Origin of the sequence: Sphingomonas molluscorum, from assembly GCF_039522995.1 — a bacterium.
In the GTDB taxonomy this organism is placed as follows: domain Bacteria; phylum Pseudomonadota; class Alphaproteobacteria; order Sphingomonadales; family Sphingomonadaceae; genus Sphingomonas; species Sphingomonas molluscorum.
This window is the reverse complement of the sequence record NZ_BAAAEL010000002.1, coordinates 496,807-516,593: the sequence shown is the minus strand read 5'-3', so window position 1 is coordinate 516,593 and position 19,787 is coordinate 496,807. Positions and strand designations below refer to the sequence as shown.

Below are 19,787 nucleotides of genomic sequence, written 5' to 3'. Positions count from 1 at the left end.
CCGTCCCGGAAATCCGCCGAGTCTGATGGCGCGGGCGCTCTCGGCAGCGAGGACGAAGGCGACTGCGCCCCGCCGCGAGCCTTCCTCCTCTCCCGAAGTGCCCCCTGTGCGGTCCCGGGCTGCACCCGCCGATCGCATTGCTGCAAGGGATCTCCGCTGGCCGGGCGCCCTGGCGCTGCTGCTGGCGCTCGGCCCCGCGCTGACCTGGGCCTGTGCCGCCGTCCTCGAACACCGCGCCCGCGCCGATGTCGCGGCCCTCGCACCCGCCGCCGAACCGTTGCTCGCCCGCGCCCGCGCCGCTGCCGATACCCGCGTCGCCTGGGCACCACAGGTTGAACGGCCGACGCTTGGCACCACCCTGGAGCGTCTGGCAACGACGCTTCCTGCCGAAGACCGCCTGGCCCGGGTATCGAGCGATCCCAACGGTACGCTGGAGGTCGCGATCCTCACCGCGGATCCCGACGCGCTTCGCGACGCCCTGCGCCGGGAGCCGGTGCTGGCGCAACTGCGGGAGGCGGGGCAGCAGCGCGACGAGGCGGTCATGCGCGTGACCCTGCGGGGGCGTCCGCAATGACCACGCGGCTCTGGGCAGCGGCGGTCGTGGCGGGGCTCCTGATGGCGGCGGCGTTCTGCATCCCGATGGCGGCAACGCTCGATCGGCTGGCGGATGCGCGAGAGACCCGCAGCCGCTTGGCCGTCGCGCTCCACGCACCGCCGCCCCCGGCGCCGATCGCGCCCGAGTTGGCGCTCGCCGCGCCCGATCATGCAACCGCCACGCGCCGGGCGGCCGGCCAGCTGCGCGCCGCCGCCACCGCCGCCGGCCTGCTGGTCGAGGGGATCGCCCCTGCCGCTGCCCCGCCGCCCGGGCTCGTCCTGCTCGACCTGCGCCTCTCGGGTCCGGAAAAAGCGGTGCTCGCCTTTGCCGATCGCGCCGAACGCGGGCGTCCGCTCGCCCGCTTCGCCCGCTGGCGGGTGGAAGCCGGGGAGGGCGGCAGCATTCGCCTCGACGCCCAGTTGATGATGCCATGGCGCGGCTGAGCCCCCGCTGGCTGCTGCTGCCGGCCGCGCTGCTTGCCGGCGCGATGCCGGCACTGCTGCTGGCGCCGCCCCGCGCATCGGAGGCGCCGCAGGGCGCCTTGCCGCCGCTCGCCGCGCCGCCGGAAGCGCCGCCGCTCGCCGCCGCCTTCACCCGCCCGCTGTTCGCGGCCGGCGGGCAAGAGGCGCCGGCTGCCGAGGATGCGCCCGCGCTGGTGGGTGTGGTCGGGCGGCTGATGCACGATGCGGTCGCGCTCGTCCGCACCGCCGACGGGAGCACGCGCACGCTCGCGCCGGGCGAGAGCGTCGACGGCTGGCGACTCGAATCCCTCGCCGCCGACGCCGCCTATTTCACCCGCGGCGGCCAGCGTGCGCGGGTGCCGATGCCGGGCGAAGACCCGCCTCAGTAGATCCCGTCGATCTCCACCGACAGCCGCGGCCGCGGCGGATCGAGCAACAGGCTGCGCTTCTCGCCCAGCTGCGCCTCGTCGCCGCGCAGCCGGTCGTAGCGCGCCTGCGTCTCCGCCGCTGCCGCCGTGCCGTCGCGCAGGATCGTCGGCTTCAGGAAAATGAACAGCGTGCGCTTGACGCGCTGTTCCTGGCGGCTCTTGAACAGCTCGCCGAGCACCGGGATGTCGCCCAGGATCGGCACCTGGCTCTTCAGCCGGTTGTAGTCGTCCGCGGTCAGGCCCCCCAGCACGATCGTCTGGCCGTTCTCCGCCAGCACGGTCGTGTTGATCATGCGCTTGTTGGTGATGATGTCGGACGCGGCCTGCAGCTGCGTGGGCGAGATCGAGGAGGCTTCCTGCGCCACCTCCAGCCGGATCGTGTCGCCGGCATTGATCCGCGGCAGCACTCGCAGCGTGATGCCGACGTCCCGGCGCTCGATCGAGGTATAGGGGTTGGCGTTGGTCGTGTCGGTCAGGATCGATCCGGTGATGAACGGCACTTCCTGCGCCACCACGATCTCGCCCATCTTGTTGTCGAGCGTGGTGATCTGCGGGGTGGAGAGCAGGTTCGCCTTGGACGACGTGCCCAGCGCCTGCACCAGGATCGAGAAGTCGTTACCGATGCCGATGTTGGCGGTCAGGCCCTCACCCAGCAGCTTTCCGGCCGGCACGCCCAGCGTCTGCAGGATCGCCGAGAGCGGCGTCACGCCCGTGGGCGTGCTGAAGGACGTGCCGGCGCCCGTCACCGACGTCAGCGCCGCGCCGCTGGTGCCCAGCTGGACCGCCAGCCGTTCGGCGTCATCGCCAACGATCTCGGCGATCGCCGCCTCGATCAGCACCTGCGGGCGCCGCACGTCCAAGTCGGGGATCAGCCGGTCGATCTGCGCCACCGCCGTCGGCGTGCCGCGCACCACCAGCGCGTTGATGTCGGGGGCCGGCTGCACCGTCAGGTCGGGTGTCGAAAAGCCCTGCGGGGTCGGCGCCTGCTCGCCCATGGCGCCGCCGCTGCTGCCGCCGGACAGGCCGGCCGTGGTGCTCCCTGCCGCCGCTGCCTGTGCGGCGGCGTTGCCGCTGATCAGGCTCGACAGCGCCGCCGTCGGGCTCTGCGCCCCGCTACCGGCGCGGGGGCGGGAGGAGAGGCTGCGCGCGACCGGATTGGACGCGCTGGCTTCCTGGCCCAGGATGCCGCGCAGCACCTCGGTCACCGCCTCGGCATCGGCGTGGTTCAGCCGGAAGACGCGCGTGACCGGCGTGGCGCCGCCCGGTGCATCGAGCGCCTGTGCGATCCGCCGCGCCTCCGCCACCGCCGCCGGGGTGCCGCGCACCACGAGGGTGTTGCTCCGCGGATCGGCTGCCACGCGTGCGCCGGTGCCGCCGGCGGCATCGCCCAGCACGCCCTGCATCGCCTGCGCCACATCGCTGGCATTGCCGTTCTGCAAGGGAATGGTCGCAAAGCTCGAACCGCCGCCGCCGTCCAGCGAACGTGCCAGCGCCTCGATCCGCGCGACATTGTCGGCATAGTCGGTGACGACGATCGCATTCGGCGCCGACAGCGGTTCCACGCTGCCGAAGCTCGCGACCAGCGGACGGACGATGCGGGCGGCATCGGCCGAGGGAACGTTCGCCAGCCGGACCATGCGCGTCACCAGCGCCTGGCCGCCGCCGCCGCGCACCCCGCCGTCGCGCACCGCGTTGGCCGCCGGTACGATACGCCACGCGCCGCCCGATCGCACCGCGGCAAAGCCGTTGGCGCGCAGCACCGACTGGAACAGCTCCCACACGCCCGCCGGGGACAGCGGCTCCGCCGACGTGACGGTCACCTGGCCTTTCACGGTCGGGTCCAGGATCAACGTGCGCCCGGTCAGCCGGCTGATCTGCTCGGCGACGTCGGCGATTTCCACGCCGCGCATGTTGACGACGATGTCGCCCGCGGGCGCGGTCTGCGCGGCGAGCGGCTGGAGCGCGGTCGCGGAGAGGCAGAGCGCAAGGAGAGGAATACGGATCGGATGCGGCACGATGCTTTGACCTAACGGATCGGTATGGTGACGGTAATTGGCTTGCCGTCGCGAAGGATGGTGACCTGGGCCGGGCCGGTGCCTGCACCGGCAAGCGCGGCGTCGGCCGCTGCCGGGTCGCTGAGCGCGACGCCGTTGATCGACTGGACGACGTCGCCCGCCCGCATGCCCGGCGGCGCGTTCGCGCCGATCGCATAGCCGCCGGGGACCTGGGTCGCGCCCAGCCGGTCGATCAGCGCGGAGGCTGCGGGCAGCGCCGCCGCGGGCGGCGCGGCCTGCGGCGTGGAGGACATCGGCGTGGAGCCGGGAGCGGCAGCGGCGGTGCCGCCGTTCGGTTGCGCAGCCGCACCCGTCAGCACCGAAGGATCGGGGAAGCCCAGATATTCGATGCGGCCGCCGTTGTTCAGCAGGATGCGATCGCGCTGGATGCCCTCGATCCTCAAGCCCGCCAGCGTGTCGCCGACGTGATAGGCGCGCGCCGGCTCGGAGCCGGTGGCCACGAACGCCACCGCCTGCTCGGCCGGTACGGTGAAGATCAGCCCCTTCAGCTCGGCCTGGATGGCCGTCTTCTGCGTAGGCTCGCCCACCGTCGCCTGGCCGAACGGAGCCCAGCCGAGCAGCGGTCCCAGGTCGCTGACGGCGGACGGGCGCGCGCGCCCTTCGCTCGGCACCGTCACCGCGCCGGTGCCGGCATGCCCTGCCATGCGCCACACCAGGCCGGCCAGCGCGAACGCCACGGATATGATCGCCAGCGCGATCGCCAGGTCGAGCGTCCGGCGTTTTTGGCGCGGCGTCAGCGCGGGCGGCATCCTCATGATCCGCGTCCTTCCAGGAAGCCGTCGAGCTGCGCAAGCGGCCTTTCCTCGCCCGCTGCCGAGACGGCGATGCGCACCCGGTCGAGCGCGGGATCGTCGGTCCCGCGCCGCGCGACCGCCACCTGCCAGCGGCGGCCCAGCATCTCCACGTCGCGGGCATCCGCCTCGGGCGCGCCGACCTCCAGCTCCGCTAGCCGGTTCTCGGCGATCAGCATGGCGATCGTGCGCCGCTCGATCCCGCGGGTCGAATCGATGTGCTGTTCGACCGCGCCGATCAGCCCGACGGTCGCGATCGCCAGCACTGCGAGCGCGACCAGCGCCTCGATCAGCGAAAATCCCGTTTCGGCCGGGTGCGCCGTCATGCTGCCGCCGCCTTTGCGGGGTCGGCGGGCGCGTGCACGGCCTCTGCCGTCATTCCGTCATAGGTGACGATCCAGCGATCCCCGCCCGCGCTGATCTCGGCGGTCAGCGGCTGGCCGGTGCCGTCCACGCCCAGCAGCACCGGCGGCCGCGCCGACAGCGCCATCACCATGCCGCCCGGCAGCGGATGGAATGCCATGCCGGCGCCCGCACGCGGCGTCCATCCGCCCTTGGCGTTCAGGGTCGCGAAGCCATAGCCATGCTCGCCTGCGGTAAAGGCGATCGCACGATCCCCCAGCATCGCGTCGTCCGCCGCCGCCTGCAGCTGCGTCGCCAGTCGACGCGCCTCGGTCTCGACGGTGGGCGCGCGCGTCGCAGCCCCGATGCCGAGCGTGACGGCGCCCGCCGCCACCCCCAGGATCGCGAGCACCACCAGCATCTCGACCAGCGTCATGCCGGCCTCGCCCGCGCGCCGCTTGCCGTCCTGCGCAGGCGCAGGATTCCGCACGCAACCGCGCGAAGGGACGGCCGGAATGGTGCCCGCGACCCGGGCGGGCGGCATCATGTCAGGGACGCTTGCCGTCGATGTCGGCGTCCAGATCCTCGCCGCCGGGCTTTCCGTCCTTGCCGAGCGATTTCAGCTCGAAGCTGCCGTTGCCGGTCGAGCTATAGGCATAGGGGTTGCCCCACGGATCCACCGGCATGTCGGAGAGATAGCCGCCCGGCGCCCAGCTGCTGGGGACGGGCGGGGTGCTCGGCCGCTCCACCAGCGCCTTCAGCCCCTGCTGCGTCGTCGGATAGTCGCCGTTGTCGAGCCGATACATCTTGAGCGCCGCGGAGATGCTCTTGATGTCGGTATTGGCGGTGGTGACACGCGCCTGGTCCGGGCGGCTGATGACGTTGGGGACGATCAGGGCGGCGACGATCGCGATGATCGCCAGCACAACGATCATCTCGACCAGCGTCAGGCCCGCCTGCGAGGCGGGGACGGCACGCACGCGCGGCTTGCGGCTTTTCGTCCGGGCTGCCACGGTGCCCGTCACGCTGTCATGAAACTGTTGTGAAAAGATGCGCATCCCGGCCCCATGCGTTCGCCTGATGACTCAAATATGACTGTCCCGCCGGCCGGCCCCGCTGCCGGCGTGTGGACGCTTGAGGGCGAACGCCCGATCATAGCCGATGCGGAGGGACCCGCAACCTTGCTGGTGCCTTCCGAGCGTCTGCTGCTGCTCGCCGTCGACCTGCCGCTCGCCACGCGCGCCCAGCGGTTGGAAGCACTGCCCTTCGCGATCGAGGATCGCATCGCCGACCCGCTCGATTCGGTGCATCTGGCGATCGGGGAAATGCTGGCGCCGCAGCGCTATCTGGTCGCGGTCGTGCGGCACAGCGTCATGGATGAGTGGGTCACGCTGGCGGACGTGAACGGCCTAGGCGATGCGGCGCTGGTGCCCGATGCGCTGTCGCTGCCGCGCCCGGCCGAGGGCGCGTGGAACGTCGCGCAACGCGACGGGCGCGCGGTCGTGCGGGCAGGGGACGGCACCGGCTTTGCGGTGCCCGCCGCGCTGCTGCCGGCCGCCTGGCAAGCCGCCGCCCGGCCCGAGGTCACGGCCTTCGGCGATCCGCTCGCCCAGCCGATCGTCGCGCAGGCGGCGGTGCCGCAGCCGCTCGGCATGACGCTCGGGGTGCCGGCGCTTGATCTGCGCCAGGGCCGCTACGCACGCCGCCGCACCGGATCGGCGTTCGTGCGCAAGCTGGCGATGGTCGGGCTCGCCGCGCTGGTCGCGCACGGCGTCATTGCCGCGGCCGACACGCTGATGCTGCGTGCGATCGCCGACCGGCGGGAGGCGGAGACGCGGACCCTGCTCGCCACCGCTGCACCGGATCTCGCCCAGGCGGAGGACCTGCCCGGCAGCATCACCGATCGGCTCCCGCGTGCCACCGGCGACAACCGCTTCGTTCCCGCACTCGCCCGCGTCTCGGCAGCGCTCGCCCCCATGGGCCCCGCCATCGTCGTGCGCTCGATGCAGTGGAGCGGCAACCAGCTGGTGGTGGATCTCGACGCGGGTGAGGTGGGCGCCGCCGACCGGCTCCGTGCGGCGCTCAGCGGTGCCCGCGTCCACGCGACCGTCACTCCCGATCCCGCGGGCGGCATCCGCGTGACGGCGGCCGGCGCATGATCGTGCGGCTGCCCGGACGCTCGCGGCTGGAGGCGGGGCTCGCCCGCTTCGACTCGTGGTGGACCAACCTCAGCCAGCGGGAACGAAAGCTGGTCGGCAGTCTCGCGGGGCTGCTGGTGCTGCTCGTCGCCGTCTATGGGGTGGTGAAGCCCATCCAGGCCGCGCGCGCCGATGCCCGCGCCGACATCCGCCAGTTCGAGACGTTGAACGCCCGCATCCGCGCGGCCGGCACGCTGCCGCCCGTCCAGCCACTCGCCGCCGGCCCCCCGGACGCGGTCATCACCGCCGCCGCCGGTCGCGCCGGCATCGCCGTCCAGGTGGTGCCGATGGTCACCGGCGGATACCGCGTGACCGTTGCCGACGGCGCCTACGACGGCGTCATCCGCTGGATCGACGAGGTCGCGCGCACCACCACGCTCGGCATTCGTCAGGTCTCGATCGTGCGCGGCACCGCACCCGGCCATGTCTCGGCCACCGTGGAGTTCGGCGCATGACCGACACGCTGCTCCTGATCGAGGACGCGCCCGCCGAGCGGCTTCCCTATGGCTATGCCCGCCGCGCCGGCGTGCTGCTGCGGCCTGGAAGCACGGGCGTCGAGTGCCTCCACCGCACCAGCGCGCCGCTCGACGCGCTGCTGGAGGTCCAGCGCATCGCGCCCGGCGTGCCGTTCGTGCCCGTCGCCGACGACGCGTTCGAGACCGCGCTCGCCCAGGCCTATGGCGGCAGCAGCGCGACCACCGCCGCGGGCATCGAGCTTGCGGAGCACGACCTGGCGGCCCTCGCCGACAGCGCCGCCTCGGTCGACGATCTCCTCGACAGCCGGGACGATTCGCCGGTCATCCGCCTCATCAACGCGCTGCTGCTGGAAGCGGTGAAGGAACGCGCGTCGGACGTGCATGTCGAGACGCAGGAAAAGCGCCTCGTTGTCCGCTTCCGCATCGACGGCGTGCTGCGCGACATCGTCGAGCCGCAGCGTGCGCTCGCGCCGCTGCTGGTCAGCCGCATCAAGGTGATGGCCAAGCTCGACATCGCCGAAAAGCGCGTGCCGCAGGACGGCCGCGTGACGCTGCGCATCGGCGGCCACGACGTCGACGCGCGCGTCTCGACCATCCCGACCCAGCATGGCGAGCGCGTGGTGCTGCGCCTGCTCGAGCGCGGCGGGCTGCGGCTCGACCTGCCGAGCCTCGGCATGTCGGAGCGCGACGTCACCGTCTTCACCCGCCTGCTCGAACGCCCGCACGGCATGCTGCTCGTCACCGGCCCCACCGGTTCGGGCAAGACGACGACGCTCTACACCGCGCTTACCCGCCTCAATGACCGCCGCCGCAACATCATGACGGTCGAGGACCCGATCGAATATGAGCTGCCGGGCATCGGCCAGACCCAGGTCAACCCGCGCACCGATCTCACCTTCGCGCGTGGGCTGCGCGCTATCCTGCGCCAGGACCCCGACGTCATCATGGTGGGCGAGATCCGCGACCAGGAGACCGCCCAGGTGGCCGTCCGCTCGTCGATGACTGGCCACTTCGTGCTGTCGACGCTGCACACCAACTCCGCGATCGGCTCCGTCACGCGGCTGATCGACATGGGGGTGGAGCGCTATCTGCTGGCGCCGATGGTCGTGGGCCTGGTCGCGCAGCGGCTCGTTCGCAAGCTCTGCCCCGAGTGCCGTCGGGAGGACGTGGCGGGCGAGGGCGACGTGCTGCTGATGGGCGGCGCGATCCAAGCCGGCGAACCGCTGTGGCGGGCGAACGGCTGCGACGCCTGTCACGGCGACGGCTACACCGGCCGCGCCGGCCTCTACGAAGTGGTCGCGGTGGACGACGCCTTCCAGGCGCTGATCCACGACGGTGCATCGGAGGCAGAACTCGAGCGCGCCGCTCGTCGCGACAACCCCTCCATGCTCGACGACGGCGCCGCCAAGGTCCGCGCCGGCATCACGACCGTCGAGGAAGTCGCCCGCGTCGTCCGCGACGAGGGGTGAGCCGCTGCCGCTGAGGAGCGGTGTCCCAGAGGGTTCACCAGACCCGTTCGTCCTGAGTAGCCATTGAGCGAAGTCGAAATGGCGTATCGAAGGACCGTCGGCGGTGCTTCGATACGGGTCTTCGGCAGGCTCAGCCCCTACTCAGCACGAACGGTCTCGGTTCCAAATCGTCCTGCGTCACGGCACCACCGCCTCCCGCTCCAGCGTCGGCAGCGCCGGCGCGCCGCTGGCGTCGAAGGTCACGCGCTGGATGTGCGGCGCACGCTTGCCGGTGCAGCCCATCTCGGCAGCGGTGTTGGCGTGATAGACCATCCAGGTCGACCCATCCTTGCCCGTGAAGAAGCCGTTGTGCCCGGGCGCGTACACCCCGGCCGAGGGTGTGGTCTTCAGGATCGGCTCCGGTGCCTTGGTCCAAGACGATGCCTTCAGCGGGTCCGCACCGGCCGACGCACGCAGCAGCCCCACCGCATAGCCATCCGACCAGCAGGCGCTGCCCGAATAGGCGAGGAACAGGTCGCCCTTCGGCCCCTTCACGAACGCCGGCCCCTCCAGGATCTGCCGCCCGCCCTGGCGCTCCCAGTCCCGATCCGGCCGCGCGAGGATCGTCTCCGGCCCCGTCACCGTCCACGGGTTCGTCATGACGACGATCGCCAGGTCGCTCTCGCTCCCGACATAAGGCGAATAGACGAAGTAGCGCTTGCCGCGGTGCTCGAAGGTGGTGCCGTCGATCCCCGGCCGCGCGGTCGCGACGCGTCCGCGGTCGATCCAAGTGCCCGTCAGCGGGTCGGCACTCGCATTCTCCAGCACGAACACGCCGCGGTGCGCGTCGTCGTCATGCCCGGCGGCCGCGGCCGTATAATAGATGTACCATTTGCCATCGATGCGGTGCAGCTCGGGCGCCCAGATCGACTGGGCATGGGGGCCGGTCACCGGCGGCCGCCACACCACCGTTTCCTTCGCCTCAGCTAGCCGGGAAAGGTCGCGCGTCGCCCGGATCGCCAGACGGTCGCCCAGCGTCGCCATATAGTAATAGGTGTCGCCTTGCCGGACGATCCACGGGTCCGGTCCGCCGGGGAGCAGCGGGTTGATCGCCACTTGCGCCGCCGACCCGCCGGCCGGGGTGCGCGCCACCCCCGCTTCCGACACCAGGGTGGCCGAAGCCAGGGCAGGCAGGATCCACCGGAACGCGCGCATCAACCTCTCTCCTCATATTTATCTGCTGTATGACGGCACTTCGGCGTGATGCTCAAGAGGACAGTGCGCTTGCCCCTGTCCTACGCCGCGCGCCTGTGCTTTCGTGGCCGACGATGCCTCTCCTCGCCCCCTTGTCCGCTCGCCGCCTGTGTCACGGTGCTGACATGGTTGAGGCAGAAGTGCGTTTGAGCCTCAACTTCCTCAACTTCCGCGCTCCCGAAGGCCTCGCATGACTGCCTATGCCTATCGCGCCGCCGATCGTGGCGGCGCCACCCGCAAGGGGATCATCGAGGCGTCGAGCCCCGCTGCGGCCCGCGCGATGCTGCGCGACCAGTCCCTGTTGCCGCTGTCGGTGGAGGTCGCGGGAGAAAAGCGCGCCTCGCTGGGAACGCTGCGGCTGCCCTCGCTCCGTCGGCGCGGCATCACCCCGCGCCAGCTCGCCACCATCACCCGCCAGATCGCGACCCTGGTCGGCTCCGATGTCTCGATCGAGGAGTCGCTGCGCCTGGTAGCCGGGCAGGCCGAACAGGCGGCGGTGAGCGCGCTGTTGCTCGACGTGCGCTCGGCGATCCTCGACGGCCGCAGCTTCGCCGCGGCTCTCTCCAAGCACCCGCGCGCCTTTCCGGGTTTCTACACCGCTTCCGTCGCGGCCGGCGAACAGTCCGGACGGTTGACGGACGTGCTCAACCACCTCGCCGCCTTCGTCGAGACGCGCCACGCCAACGGGCAGAAGCTCCAGCTTGCGCTGCTCTATCCCGCGCTGCTCGCCGCCGTCTCCTTCGGGATGATGGTGCTGCTGATGGTCTATGTCGTGCCGGACATCGTGCGCGTGTTCGTCTCACGCGGCGCCGAGCTGCCGTTCCTGACGCGCGCGCTGATCGCACTGTCCGCCTTCATCCAGAACTACGGCCTCTATGTCGCCGTCGCGGCGCTGGTGCTGGGGCTCGTCGCCGGGCGCTGGGCCAAGGTGCCGGCCAACCGGCTGCGCGTCGATCGTTTCCTGTCCGAACGGCGGCCCTTCCGCCGCTTCAGCCGCCAGCACAATGCCGCACGCTTTGCCGGCAGCCTCGCGACCCTGGTCGGCAGCGCCGTGCCGCTGGTCGAGGCGCTCCACGCCGCCGCCGCCGTCACCCCCAACCGCTGGGTGCGCGACAAGGCGCTCGGCGTCGCCCATCGCGTCCGCGAGGGACTCAGCCTGCGCGCCGCCATGGCGGAGGCGGAGGCCTTCCCGTCGATGCTGGTCGCCATCGTCGCCTCGGGCGAATCGAGCGGCCGGCTTGCCCCGGCGCTGGATCGCGCCGCGACCGAGCTGGAGCGCGAACTCGACGCACTCACCGCCACGCTGGTCGCGCTGGTCGAGCCGCTGGTGCTGCTGCTGATGGGCGGGCTGGTGCTGCTGATGGTGCTCGCGATCCTGCTGCCGATCATCAACCTCAACAATCTGGTGACGATCTGATGCGCCCCCCTACAGCCGGCTCTCGATCGTCACGCCCGGTGGCAACCCGGTGAACGGCAGCACCGCCGCGCCGTCGCTGGTGAGCGTCACCCGGTATGCGCCGTCCTCGGCCAGCACCGCCTCCACCAGCGTCTGGCGGCGCTGGGTCTGCGGCGCCAGGCGGACGCGTGTCTCGCTGCCGACGTGCTCTGCGGTCAGGATCATTGCCGGCACCGTGCTTCCCGCGCCCGCCGGCTTTGCCATGCAGCTCCCGGCATCGGACAGGATCGTCGCCTGCGCCTGCTGGTCGCTGCCGCCGGCCACCAGTCGCGGAAGCTCGACCTGCATGGTCATGTCGCAGGTGAAGGGCAGGTCCGGCGCCACCGCCTGGAGCAGGCTCGCGTCGGCGGACCCGCTCACCCGGTCCAGGCGCACGGTGCCCCCCATGCGGAACAGCGCCTGGCCGCCCAGGTCGGTGTCCGGCCCCGTCGCACGCCAGTCGACCGCAAAGCCCAGGGAAGTGAGCGAGCGGAGCGGCGCCCATTGCCATTCGACCTTGCTGCCTCCGGCGACGCCCACTTCGCCGTTCCAGATCGTGCCGGCGACGCCGCTGCGCCACGGCCGGTCGGTCAGCACTGCGCTCGCCGGCAGCGTTGCGATCATGGCGACGGCGAACGAGGCTATGCCCAACCCCGCGAACGCGATAGAGCGCCGCCGTGCCTGAGCTCGCGCCCCTTCCGGAAGTATCGCGGCGGCAGACGCTTCGCCTGCTGCGGTCGACCCTAGTGCTATCGTCTGCGGCATGGGCCGCTGCTCCCTTGCTGGCGGCGCGGAAGGAAACCCGGCCCGTGGCGCTGCTGGTGCCGCTGACCGGCAGCCATGCGGCGCTGGGCCTTAGCATGCAGCAGGCGGCGATGCTTCCGCAATCCGGCGCACCCGCCGAAACGGGAATGCTGCGCGTGTTCGACACCGCGGGCACCCCGGCGGGGGCTGCCGCTGCCGCCCGGCTGGCGTTGAAGGCCAAGGCCGGCATGCTGCTCGGGCCGCTCACCGCGGCGGAGGTGCCAGCGGTGGTGCAGGCGGCCGGCGGGAAGGTGCCGGTGCTCGCCTTCTCCAACGACATGGCGCTGCGCAACAGCGGTGCCTTTCTGTTCGGCATCACCGCTTCGCAAAGCACCCAGGCGATCCTGCGCTATGCCCGTTCCCGTGGCGTGCGGACCGTGCTGGTGATCGGCGACGGCGGCGCCTGGTCCATCGCCTCGGTCGATGCGGCCAAGGCGATGGAGGCGGAGCTCGGCATGACCGTCCGGACGGTGACGGTCGCCCCCGGCACGCCCTTGCCTGCGGTCGGCGACGCGCCCGATGCGGTCTTGGTGCCGGGTGGCGGTGCGACGCTCCTCGCCGCGGCCCGCGCGTTGCGCGATGCGGGCGTGCAGCTGCTCGCAACCTTCCAGGGTGTGGACTATCGCCCCGAAGCGCTCACCGCGCTTGAAGGCGCGTGGATCGCCAGCCCCGATCCGGAGGCGTTCGAGGGCTTCGCCGGGGCCTATGCGGCGCGCAATGGCGGCCGCCCAGGCACCATTGCGGCGCTCGCCTATGACGCGGCGGGCATCGCTCGCCAGCTGCGTGCCGCCAATCGCCTCAACCGCGAGGGGCTGCTCGCCGAGAGCGGCTTCCAGTGCGCGACGGGCGCGGTCCGCTTCCGCACCGATGGCAGCTGCGCGCGCAGCTTCGCGATCCTGCTCGCCGGGCGCGACGGCTACTCCAAGGTGGCGGTGAGCCAGGGCGCGTGACTCAGCCCGTCCGGCACGGGGAGGGCGGCTTCACCCTCATCGAGCTGATGATCTCGCTCGGACTGTTCGCGCTGATCGCAGTCGCGGGCGTGACGCTCGTCGACAGCATCCTCTCGGTCCAGGGCCGCACCGAAAAGCGGCTGGACCGCATTGCCGAGGTGCAGCGCGCGATGTTCGTCGTGGCCAGCGACTTCGACCAGCTCGCACGCGGGCGCGTGCAGGGGGACGGCGGCCGGGTCGCCTTCTCGCGTGCCGCCGGCGGCTTCGGCGGCCCCGCGCCCGCCGTCACCTACACCCTCGCCAATGACGTGTTCGTCCGCACGGTGGACGGCCGGGCGCAGCGGGTGCTCGGCGGCGTCCGGTCGGCACGCTGGCGCTATTTCGATGGCGGCTGGCTCGACTCCTGGCCTCCGGACGAGGAGCGGGTCGACGCCTGGCCGCGTGCCGTGGCCGTCGAGCTCGCAGTCTCCGCGCCCAGCGGCATGGCAGGCACCGTCCGCCGCGTCGTCACCCTCCCAATTCCGGCGGCCGAGCCGAAATGAACCGGCGCGCGCCTGGCGACGAGGGGATGATCCTCGTCAACGTGCTGATGTTCGTGGCCATCGCCAGCGGCATCGTGCTGCTGCTCATCAGCCGCGAGGAAATCGCGCTCGATCGCGCGATCCGCTCAAGGGAAGCCGCGCGCGCGCTCGCGATCGTGCGCGGCGGCGAGACTTCGGCGCTGGTGGCGCTCCGCCGGGATGCCCGCGATGCGCCGGATGCCGACTATGCGAGCGAGCCCTGGGGGGCGATCGCCGACAGCGACGTGCCGATCGAGGGCGGCCGCTTCGACCTCGCGATCGCCGATGCGGAAGGGCGCTTCAACGTCAACGCCGTCCGCAAGGATGACCTTTCGGCCCAGCTGCTGTTCGCAAAGATCGGCCGCGCGGCCGGGTTCGACGACAACCAGCTCGCCGTCGCGGTCGGGTTGATCCGCGAATACGGCCCGATCAGCGACCTGCGTCCCCTGCGCTACTCCGGGGTGCCGCCCGAACTCGCCGACCGGCTCGAGCGGCTGGCGACGGCGCTGCCGGGCAGCACGACGATAAATTTGAACGCCGCCTCGCCCGAACTGATGACGGTGCTGTTCGACGATCCCGTCGTGGCCGAGCGGCTCGTGGCGACCCGCACCCGCCAAGGCTTCCTGTCGCTCCAGGACCTCGCCGACGAGGGCGTGACCATGCCCCCCGGCGCCAGCCTTCGCTCCAACACCTTTTGGGTGCGTACCCGTGCCACGGTCGGCGGCACCGCGCAGCAAGGCGCCACCCTGATCCAGCGGCGCGAGGGCGAGGAGGGGCCGGTGGTGGTGCCCGTCGCCCGCTGGCGCAACGCCGCCGTCCCGCCCGAAGCGCCCGCCTTCGTGCCGCCCCGCAAGCCGCCTGCCTAGAAGATCGAGATCAGCGCCACGCCCAGGATCATCAGCACCGCGCCCGCGATGCGGCCGAAACCGGCCTGGTGCACCTCGAACCCCATCCAGCCGAAATGGTCGAGCACTAGTGCCGCGACCGTGGAGGCGGTGACGATCAGCGCCACGAACAGCCCGGCGCCCAGCCGGGGGGAGGCATAGACGGTCGCCAGCACGAACACGATGCCGAGCACGCCTCCGGTCCACGACCACCACGGCGCCTGCGCGATCGCCTGGCCGCTCGGCAGCCGCTCGCCCGCTGCCAGCGACAGCAGCAGCGACACGGTCAGCGTCACCACCGAGACGATCGAGACCGTCCACAGCTGCGTGCCCAGCGCCTTTTGCAGGGCATTGTTGGTGCCCGACTGGAGCGCACTGGTGATGCCGGCGCCGGCCGCGAACAGGATGAAGAGCAGGTACACGCCCTTACCCCTGCCGCAGACAGGGGAGGAACGGCGCGGCGCTGGGTTCGGGCAATCGGCTTCTCCCTCGGATTGTCCGCCAGCAACCACCGGCAGCGGCAAATGATCCGAGGAGGCGAGCCCGCCCTAGTGAATGGCCTCGCTCAGCATCAGCGCGCGGACGTAGCGGACCGGCGGGGATCCGTGCGCCAGCACCGCATCGTTGTAGCGCTTCAGGTCGAACGCCGCGCCCTCGCGCTTCTCCGCCGCCGCGCGCAATTCCAGATGCTCGGAGTAGCCGACGAAATAGCTCAGCAGCTGGGTGGAGGAGAGGCGCGCGCGCGTCCACTTGCCGGCGGCCTCGCGCTCCTGCTGGAATGCGCCCTCCATCATCAGTTGCATCGCCTGCGCCTCGGTCATCCCCTCGGTATGGATGCCGATGTCGAGCAGCGTGTTGGTGATCGAGCGCAGCCGCATCTTGAGGACGGTCAGCTTGAACAGCGGATCGCCGTTCAAATAGCCCTGGTCCGCCATCATGCCCTCGGCATAGACCGCCCAGCCCTCGATGAACGGCCCGGACGCGAGCACCGCGCGCAGCATCGACGGATACTCGTTGGCGTGCGCGATCTGGAGGTAATGCCCCGGCATCGCCTCATGCACGCTCAGGTCGTGGATCATGTAGTCGTTGTATTCGCGCAGGAAGGATTCCGCCTGCGCGTCGCTCCAGTCCTCGGGGATCGGCGACACGGCAAAGAAGGTGCCGAGCTGCTTTTCGAACGGCCCCGGGCTGTCGCAATAGGCGACGGCCACGCCCTGGCGGAACTTGGGCATTTCGATGATCTGGACGGGCGTGTCGGGCACGGTGATGAGGTTCTTGGCGCGCACGAACTCGGTCGCCTGCTGGAGCGTCTTGGTCGCCTCCGCGATCACGCCGCCCCGTGCGGGATGCTTGGCATAGGTCAGCTCCAGCGCTGCCTCGATCGCCTTCTGCTGCTGGTCGGGCGTAGGGGAGGCGGGGAGCGCCGGCGCGTTCGGCTTGCCCGCCAGCACGGTGCGCGCGATCGCATACATCTCCGCCCGCGCATCCGCCTTGGCCTTGAGCGCCCGCGCCTTGATCTCGGGGCGGGTGAGGTCGGTCACCAGCGCAAAGCGCAGCTTTTGGTCGTAGCGCTCGGCGCCGAGCCGGAAGTCTCCCTTCGCCTGCGGCACCAGCACCGTGTCCAGCCACTTCTGCTGGTCGGCGACCGCCGTCTTGAGCGTCGCAAGCGCCGCGTCGAACCGCTTCTGGTCGGCGGCGGAAAGCTCGCCCTTGTGGGGCGCCAGCATCCCCTCGGCGATCTGCAGCACGCCCGAGTTCTGCTGTGCCACGGTCTTCGCGAACACCTCCGGCACGCGTGCGGGTACCAGGCTGGCGCGCATCTGCTGGAACAACCGCGGGGTCTTCTCCATCCGCGCGATCGCCGACCGCAGTCGCTGCGGCCACGGCGCAAAGTCCCGCGCCGCCAGCAGGTAGAGCCCGCCCGACACGGATTCATTGGCGCCCTGCGGATCCCATTCGTGCGGCTTCAGCGTCTCGATCGTCCACAGCTGATAGGCGAGCTCGTTCGCGAGCAGCGCCGCATCCACCTGGTTCTCGCGGCTGAGCTTGCTGCGGTCGATCCGCGCCAGTGCCGCCTGAGTCCGCCGGAGCGCCGCCACCTCGCGGCCGCGGCCAGCCGCGGAGAGGTCGTCCACCTCCGCGTCGAACCGATGGTCGCCCAGGTAGGTCGCATAGGTCGGGCGCAGCCGCGCCATTTCGTCCAGGAAGCGCTTGCCCAGCGCCTCGAACGCCGCGTCCTGCGCAGAAGCCGCCGCGGGTGCCGCCGGCTTGGCGACCATCGCACTGCTGGGCAGCGTCGCCCCAGCCATGAGCAACAAGGCAAACAGACCAGAGCGCATCGACGACCCCCACAAGTTCCAGTGGCTCGGGTCTATGCAGCGCACAGCCTAGCGGCAAGCGGCGGGATCGGATTAGGCCGGCTTTGCCCGCCCGCTCAGTTCGGCGCCCGCCTGTGGGTCGAACCGCAGGTTCACGAACAGCGCCACCAGCGAGATTGCCGTCACCGTCCAGAAGGCGGCGGAGAAGTCGGGGAAACCAGGGCTCGCCCGGCCGCTCACGTTCATGGACACATGCAGCGCGACGCTGGCGGTGCAGATGCCGAGCGACAGCATCAGCTGCTGGAAGGTCGAGTAGAAGCTGGTCGCCGCGCTCATCCGCTCCTTGCCGATCTCGTCATAGGCGATGGTGTTGTAGGCGGTGAACTGGAACGACATCAGGAAGCCCGAGACCACCAGCACCGCAAAGATCGCGGCCAGCGGCCAATCCGGGCGAAACAAGCCGCAGACCGCATAGGCAGCCGTGCCGAGCACGCCCATCACCACCAGGCTAGACCGGAAGCCGAAGCGATGAAGCAGGCGACGGGCCACGCCCTTCATCCCGAACGATCCGATCGCGGTGGCAACCGTCATCGCGCCGCTCTGCGCGGCGGTGAGGCCGAAGCCCAGCTGCATCATCAGCGGCAGGAGGAACGGCTGCGCGCCCTGGGTTATCCGCGCCAGCGAGCCCCCCAGGACCGAAAGCCGGAAGGTGGGGATGCGCATCAGCGAAAGGTCGAGGATCGGGTGCTCGGTGCGGCGTGCGTGCAGCACATAGAGCAGGCCGGTCACCGCGCCGACGACGATCAGCGGCACCGCGAGACCTGCCCCTTCGGACCGGCTCACCATCTCGAACCCCAGCAGCAGGCAACCCAGCGCTGCCGCCGACAGGAGGAAGCCGGCTCGATCAAACGGCTGCGCTTCCCCCTCGCGAATGTCGGCGATGAACTTGCCCACCAGCACGAAGCCGACGATGCCGATGGGCAGGTTGAGCCAGAAGATCCACCGCCAGTCGGCATAGGTGACGATGAAGCCGCCCACCGGCGGGCCCAGGATCGGCCCGATCAGCGCCGGCATGATCAGCCACGACATCGCCGACACCATGTCGCGCTTGGCGACGGAGCGCAGCAGCACCAGTCTCCCGACCGGCATCATCATCGCGCCGCCGATCCCCTGCAGGAACCGCGCGACCGCCATGGTCGGCAGGTTGGGCGCCAGGCCACAGGCGAGCGAGCCCAGCACGAATACCGCGATCGCCCAGCGGAACACGGGCTTGGCACCGAAGCGATCGGCGACGAAGCCAGAGGCGGGGATGAACATGGCCAGCGCGAGCAGGTAGGAGGTGAGGGCGATGCTCATCTCCGGCGCGCGCACGCCGAAATCCCGTGCCATCGTGGGAAGCGCCGTCGCGAGCACGGTGGCGTCGAGATTCTCCATGAACATCGCGCAGGCGATGATCAGTGCCACCGTCCGGTAGTTGGCGCTCGCCGGCGCGCCGCCCTGTTGGTCGGTGGTCTCGGCGATCCGCTCGCCCGCCGGCACGATGCCGTCGCGCACTTCGGAGTGGACGGAAGCGATGCCGCGGCGCCGCGGGCGAAGGAAGTTGCGCGGATCGAGTCCGTGCGGGAGGTGCAAAGACATGAACCTGCAATTTGGCGTCTGGAGTCGCCGATGCAATGCTGCGGGTGCACAAAGACGCCGCACGGGCTGTCGCTTGACGCCCACCATGGCCGTCGCGGTATGTCGACGCCGCGGCGTTCGCAGGCGTCGGGGGTATTGCAGGGAAGGGGACCAGAATGCGTCACGCGGTCATCGCGGGCATCTGCATTGCCGCTTTGGCGACTTCGGGGCCGGCGGAAGCGCGCGCCGCTGGTCGGCAGGGATCAAGGACTTCCGCACCGATGGACGCCCTGGCGGAGACCCTGCTCGCGCTCGCCCCGGAGGCGCATGCCGTCGGCACGCCCACGATCGCTGCGCTGCGGTCGAAGGCCTCACCGATACGGTGGATCGACGCACCGTCTTCGGCTGAAGAAACGCTTCGAACCATCGGCAAGCTGGCGGGCGGCACCGTTCTTGCGCCCGACGCCGCTGCGGTCTCGGAACTCACCTTCGAATGGGACGGCCCGCCCGGTCAGCCCTTCGGGTTCAATCCGGTGCAGGCGCTCCGGAGCAAGGGCTTCGAGGTGCAGGCGCTATACTGCTCGCCGATGGTCTCTGAAGGAACGAACTATTTCCTCGTCGCGGCACCGGGCAAGCGGCCGGGCTTCCTTGCCGTCTACGCCTTCGATGCGCCCCTGGCGATCTCGATCGCGAGCTGGTCGATTCGCTACCGATTGGATGGCCACGTCCCCTCGCTTGCGGAGGTGCAGACGGACGAAGATACGGAGGCAACCACGGATTGCTCGACGGAGACCTTCGGACCGGTCGAGCAGATCAGCCATGCCGAGGCGTTCGTGCGGAGCAGGGCCTTGGCTACGCAGGGTTCGCGCTAGCGGGACGCTGAAAAGCAGACCGAACGACGCGAAGGTTGGCGCCGCGCCTGCCTTGCGAACGCTCCCCGAAGGGGGTGGTCTCATCGATGTCTTGGAAGAAATTGGTCGGGGAAAGAGGATTCGAACCTCCGGCCCCTGCGTCCCGAACACAGTGCTCTACCAGGCTGAGCTATTCCCCGACCGATGCCATCCCAGTCGCTGACCAGGTGACAGGCGGCGGCTTATATCAGCGATTTCGCGGGTGACAAGCGTCTCTTTTGCGCTTTTCTGCCGCCGGGA

The 19,787-nt window shown here is 70.8% G+C and carries 21 protein-coding genes and 1 tRNA gene; 11 read left to right on the top strand and 11 right to left on the bottom strand.

The window, feature by feature from the left end; genetic code table 11:
• The first annotated feature begins 106 nt into the window (after positions 1-106).
• Genes ABDZ92_RS07000 through ABDZ92_RS06990 form a run of 3 tightly spaced genes read left to right on the top strand, consistent with a single transcriptional unit; the run spans position 107 to position 1,445 of the window.
• Positions 107-574: a hypothetical protein gene (locus ABDZ92_RS07000; RefSeq protein WP_125960680.1), complete on the top strand. Its 468-nt coding sequence runs from the start codon at positions 107-109 to the stop codon at positions 572-574.
• Positions 571-1,038 (top strand): hypothetical protein, encoded by a 468-nt coding sequence (locus tag ABDZ92_RS06995; RefSeq protein WP_125960681.1) that lies wholly within the window; start codon positions 571-573, stop codon positions 1,036-1,038. Before ABDZ92_RS07000 ends, ABDZ92_RS06995 begins: the two co-directional genes overlap by 4 nt.
• Positions 1,026-1,445 carry a hypothetical protein gene (locus ABDZ92_RS06990; RefSeq protein ID WP_125960682.1) on the top strand — a complete coding sequence of 140 codons (420 nt, stop codon included), beginning with the start codon at positions 1,026-1,028 and terminating at the stop codon, positions 1,443-1,445. Before ABDZ92_RS06995 ends, ABDZ92_RS06990 begins: the two co-directional genes overlap by 13 nt.
• Here the strand turns inward: ABDZ92_RS06990 and gspD are convergent.
• The 5 genes from gspD to gspG are packed head-to-tail and all read right to left on the bottom strand — an operon-like array spanning position 1,439 to position 5,750.
• Positions 1,439-3,499 carry a type II secretion system secretin GspD gene (gene gspD / locus ABDZ92_RS06985; RefSeq protein WP_241211825.1) on the bottom strand — a complete coding sequence of 687 codons (2,061 nt, stop codon included), beginning with the start codon at positions 3,497-3,499 and terminating at the stop codon, positions 1,439-1,441. The genes ABDZ92_RS06990 and gspD overlap by 7 nt on opposite strands.
• A gap of 11 nt (positions 3,500-3,510) precedes the next feature.
• Positions 3,511-4,314: a type II secretion system protein N gene (locus tag ABDZ92_RS06980; protein ID WP_241211826.1), complete on the bottom strand. Its 804-nt coding sequence runs from the start codon at positions 4,312-4,314 to the stop codon at positions 3,511-3,513.
• Positions 4,311-4,676: a type II secretion system minor pseudopilin GspI gene (gene gspI / locus ABDZ92_RS06975; RefSeq protein ID WP_125960683.1), complete on the bottom strand. Its 366-nt coding sequence runs from the start codon at positions 4,674-4,676 to the stop codon at positions 4,311-4,313. The genes ABDZ92_RS06980 and gspI overlap by 4 nt, the downstream gene beginning before the upstream one ends.
• Positions 4,673-5,182, bottom strand: coding sequence for a prepilin-type N-terminal cleavage/methylation domain-containing protein (locus tag ABDZ92_RS06970; RefSeq protein ID WP_241211827.1), 510 nt, complete (start codon positions 5,180-5,182; stop codon positions 4,673-4,675). The genes gspI and ABDZ92_RS06970 overlap by 4 nt, the downstream gene beginning before the upstream one ends.
• 58 nt (positions 5,183-5,240) lie before the next feature.
• A complete protein-coding gene (gene gspG / locus ABDZ92_RS06965; RefSeq protein WP_125960684.1) occupies positions 5,241-5,750 on the bottom strand; it encodes a type II secretion system major pseudopilin GspG in 510 nt (169 codons plus the stop codon).
• A gap of 33 nt (positions 5,751-5,783) precedes the next feature.
• Between gspG and gspL the strand changes: the two genes are divergently transcribed.
• From gspL to gspE, 3 genes are read left to right on the top strand one after another with little or no spacing between them, the layout of a single operon-like run.
• A complete protein-coding gene (gene gspL / locus ABDZ92_RS06960; RefSeq protein WP_241211828.1) occupies positions 5,784-6,851 on the top strand; it encodes a type II secretion system protein GspL in 1,068 nt (355 codons plus the stop codon).
• Complete coding sequence (gene gspM / locus ABDZ92_RS06955) at positions 6,848-7,345, top strand: type II secretion system protein GspM (RefSeq protein ID WP_125960685.1); 498 nt, start codon at positions 6,848-6,850, stop codon at positions 7,343-7,345. Before gspL ends, gspM begins: the two co-directional genes overlap by 4 nt.
• A complete protein-coding gene (gene gspE / locus ABDZ92_RS06950) occupies positions 7,342-8,835 on the top strand; it encodes a type II secretion system ATPase GspE (protein WP_125960686.1) in 1,494 nt (497 codons plus the stop codon). The genes gspM and gspE overlap by 4 nt, the downstream gene beginning before the upstream one ends.
• Before the next feature lie 177 nt (positions 8,836-9,012).
• Here gspE and ABDZ92_RS06945 read toward each other — a convergent pair whose 3' ends face one another.
• Positions 9,013-10,029, bottom strand: a complete 1,017-nt coding sequence (locus ABDZ92_RS06945) for a glycoside hydrolase family 43 protein (RefSeq protein ID WP_125960687.1) — start codon at positions 10,027-10,029, stop codon at positions 9,013-9,015.
• 229 nt (positions 10,030-10,258) lie between these two features.
• On the opposite strand from ABDZ92_RS06945, the gene ABDZ92_RS06940 reads away from it, so the two are divergent.
• Complete coding sequence (locus tag ABDZ92_RS06940) at positions 10,259-11,485, top strand: type II secretion system F family protein (protein ID WP_125960688.1); 1,227 nt, start codon at positions 10,259-10,261, stop codon at positions 11,483-11,485.
• Between the two features lie 9 nt (positions 11,486-11,494).
• Here ABDZ92_RS06940 and gspN read toward each other — a convergent pair whose 3' ends face one another.
• Complete coding sequence (gene gspN / locus ABDZ92_RS06935; protein WP_125960689.1) at positions 11,495-12,127, bottom strand: type II secretion system protein N; 633 nt, start codon at positions 12,125-12,127, stop codon at positions 11,495-11,497.
• Positions 12,128-12,312: 185 nt separating this feature from the next.
• Here gspN and ABDZ92_RS06930 point away from each other — a divergent pair, with 185 nt between their 5' ends.
• The 3 genes from ABDZ92_RS06930 to ABDZ92_RS06920 are packed head-to-tail and all read left to right on the top strand — an operon-like array spanning position 12,313 to position 14,683.
• The gene (locus ABDZ92_RS06930) at positions 12,313-13,257 is read left to right on the top strand and encodes an ABC transporter substrate-binding protein (protein WP_241211829.1); all 945 of its coding nucleotides are present in this window, start codon (positions 12,313-12,315) and stop codon (positions 13,255-13,257) included.
• Positions 13,254-13,799, top strand: a complete 546-nt coding sequence (locus ABDZ92_RS06925) for a type II secretion system protein GspJ (RefSeq protein ID WP_241211830.1) — start codon at positions 13,254-13,256, stop codon at positions 13,797-13,799. Before ABDZ92_RS06930 ends, ABDZ92_RS06925 begins: the two co-directional genes overlap by 4 nt.
• Positions 13,796-14,683: a type II secretion system minor pseudopilin gene (locus ABDZ92_RS06920; protein ID WP_125960691.1), complete on the top strand. Its 888-nt coding sequence runs from the start codon at positions 13,796-13,798 to the stop codon at positions 14,681-14,683. Before ABDZ92_RS06925 ends, ABDZ92_RS06920 begins: the two co-directional genes overlap by 4 nt.
• Here ABDZ92_RS06920 and ABDZ92_RS06915 read toward each other — a convergent pair.
• The 3 genes from ABDZ92_RS06915 to ABDZ92_RS06905 form a co-directional block, all read right to left on the bottom strand.
• On the bottom strand, positions 14,680-15,123 hold the full coding sequence (locus ABDZ92_RS06915) for a DMT family transporter (RefSeq protein ID WP_164521252.1): 444 nt from the start codon (positions 15,121-15,123) through the stop codon (positions 14,680-14,682). The genes ABDZ92_RS06920 and ABDZ92_RS06915 overlap by 4 nt on opposite strands.
• Positions 15,124-15,249: 126 nt before the next feature.
• Positions 15,250-17,010, bottom strand: a complete 1,761-nt coding sequence (locus ABDZ92_RS06910; RefSeq protein ID WP_343762126.1) for a DUF885 domain-containing protein — start codon at positions 17,008-17,010, stop codon at positions 15,250-15,252.
• Between the two features lie 102 nt (positions 17,011-17,112).
• Positions 17,113-18,657, bottom strand: a complete 1,545-nt coding sequence (locus ABDZ92_RS06905; RefSeq protein WP_125960694.1) for an MDR family MFS transporter — start codon at positions 18,655-18,657, stop codon at positions 17,113-17,115.
• Between the two features lie 260 nt (positions 18,658-18,917).
• On the opposite strand from ABDZ92_RS06905, the gene ABDZ92_RS06900 reads away from it, so the two are divergent.
• Positions 18,918-19,508, top strand: a complete 591-nt coding sequence (locus ABDZ92_RS06900) for a hypothetical protein (RefSeq protein WP_125960695.1) — start codon at positions 18,918-18,920, stop codon at positions 19,506-19,508.
• Positions 19,509-19,610: 102 nt separating this feature from the next.
• On the opposite strand, the gene ABDZ92_RS06895 is transcribed toward ABDZ92_RS06900, so the two are convergent.
• Positions 19,611-19,687 (bottom strand) — tRNA-Pro (locus ABDZ92_RS06895).
• Positions 19,688-19,787: the final 100 nt, after the last annotated feature.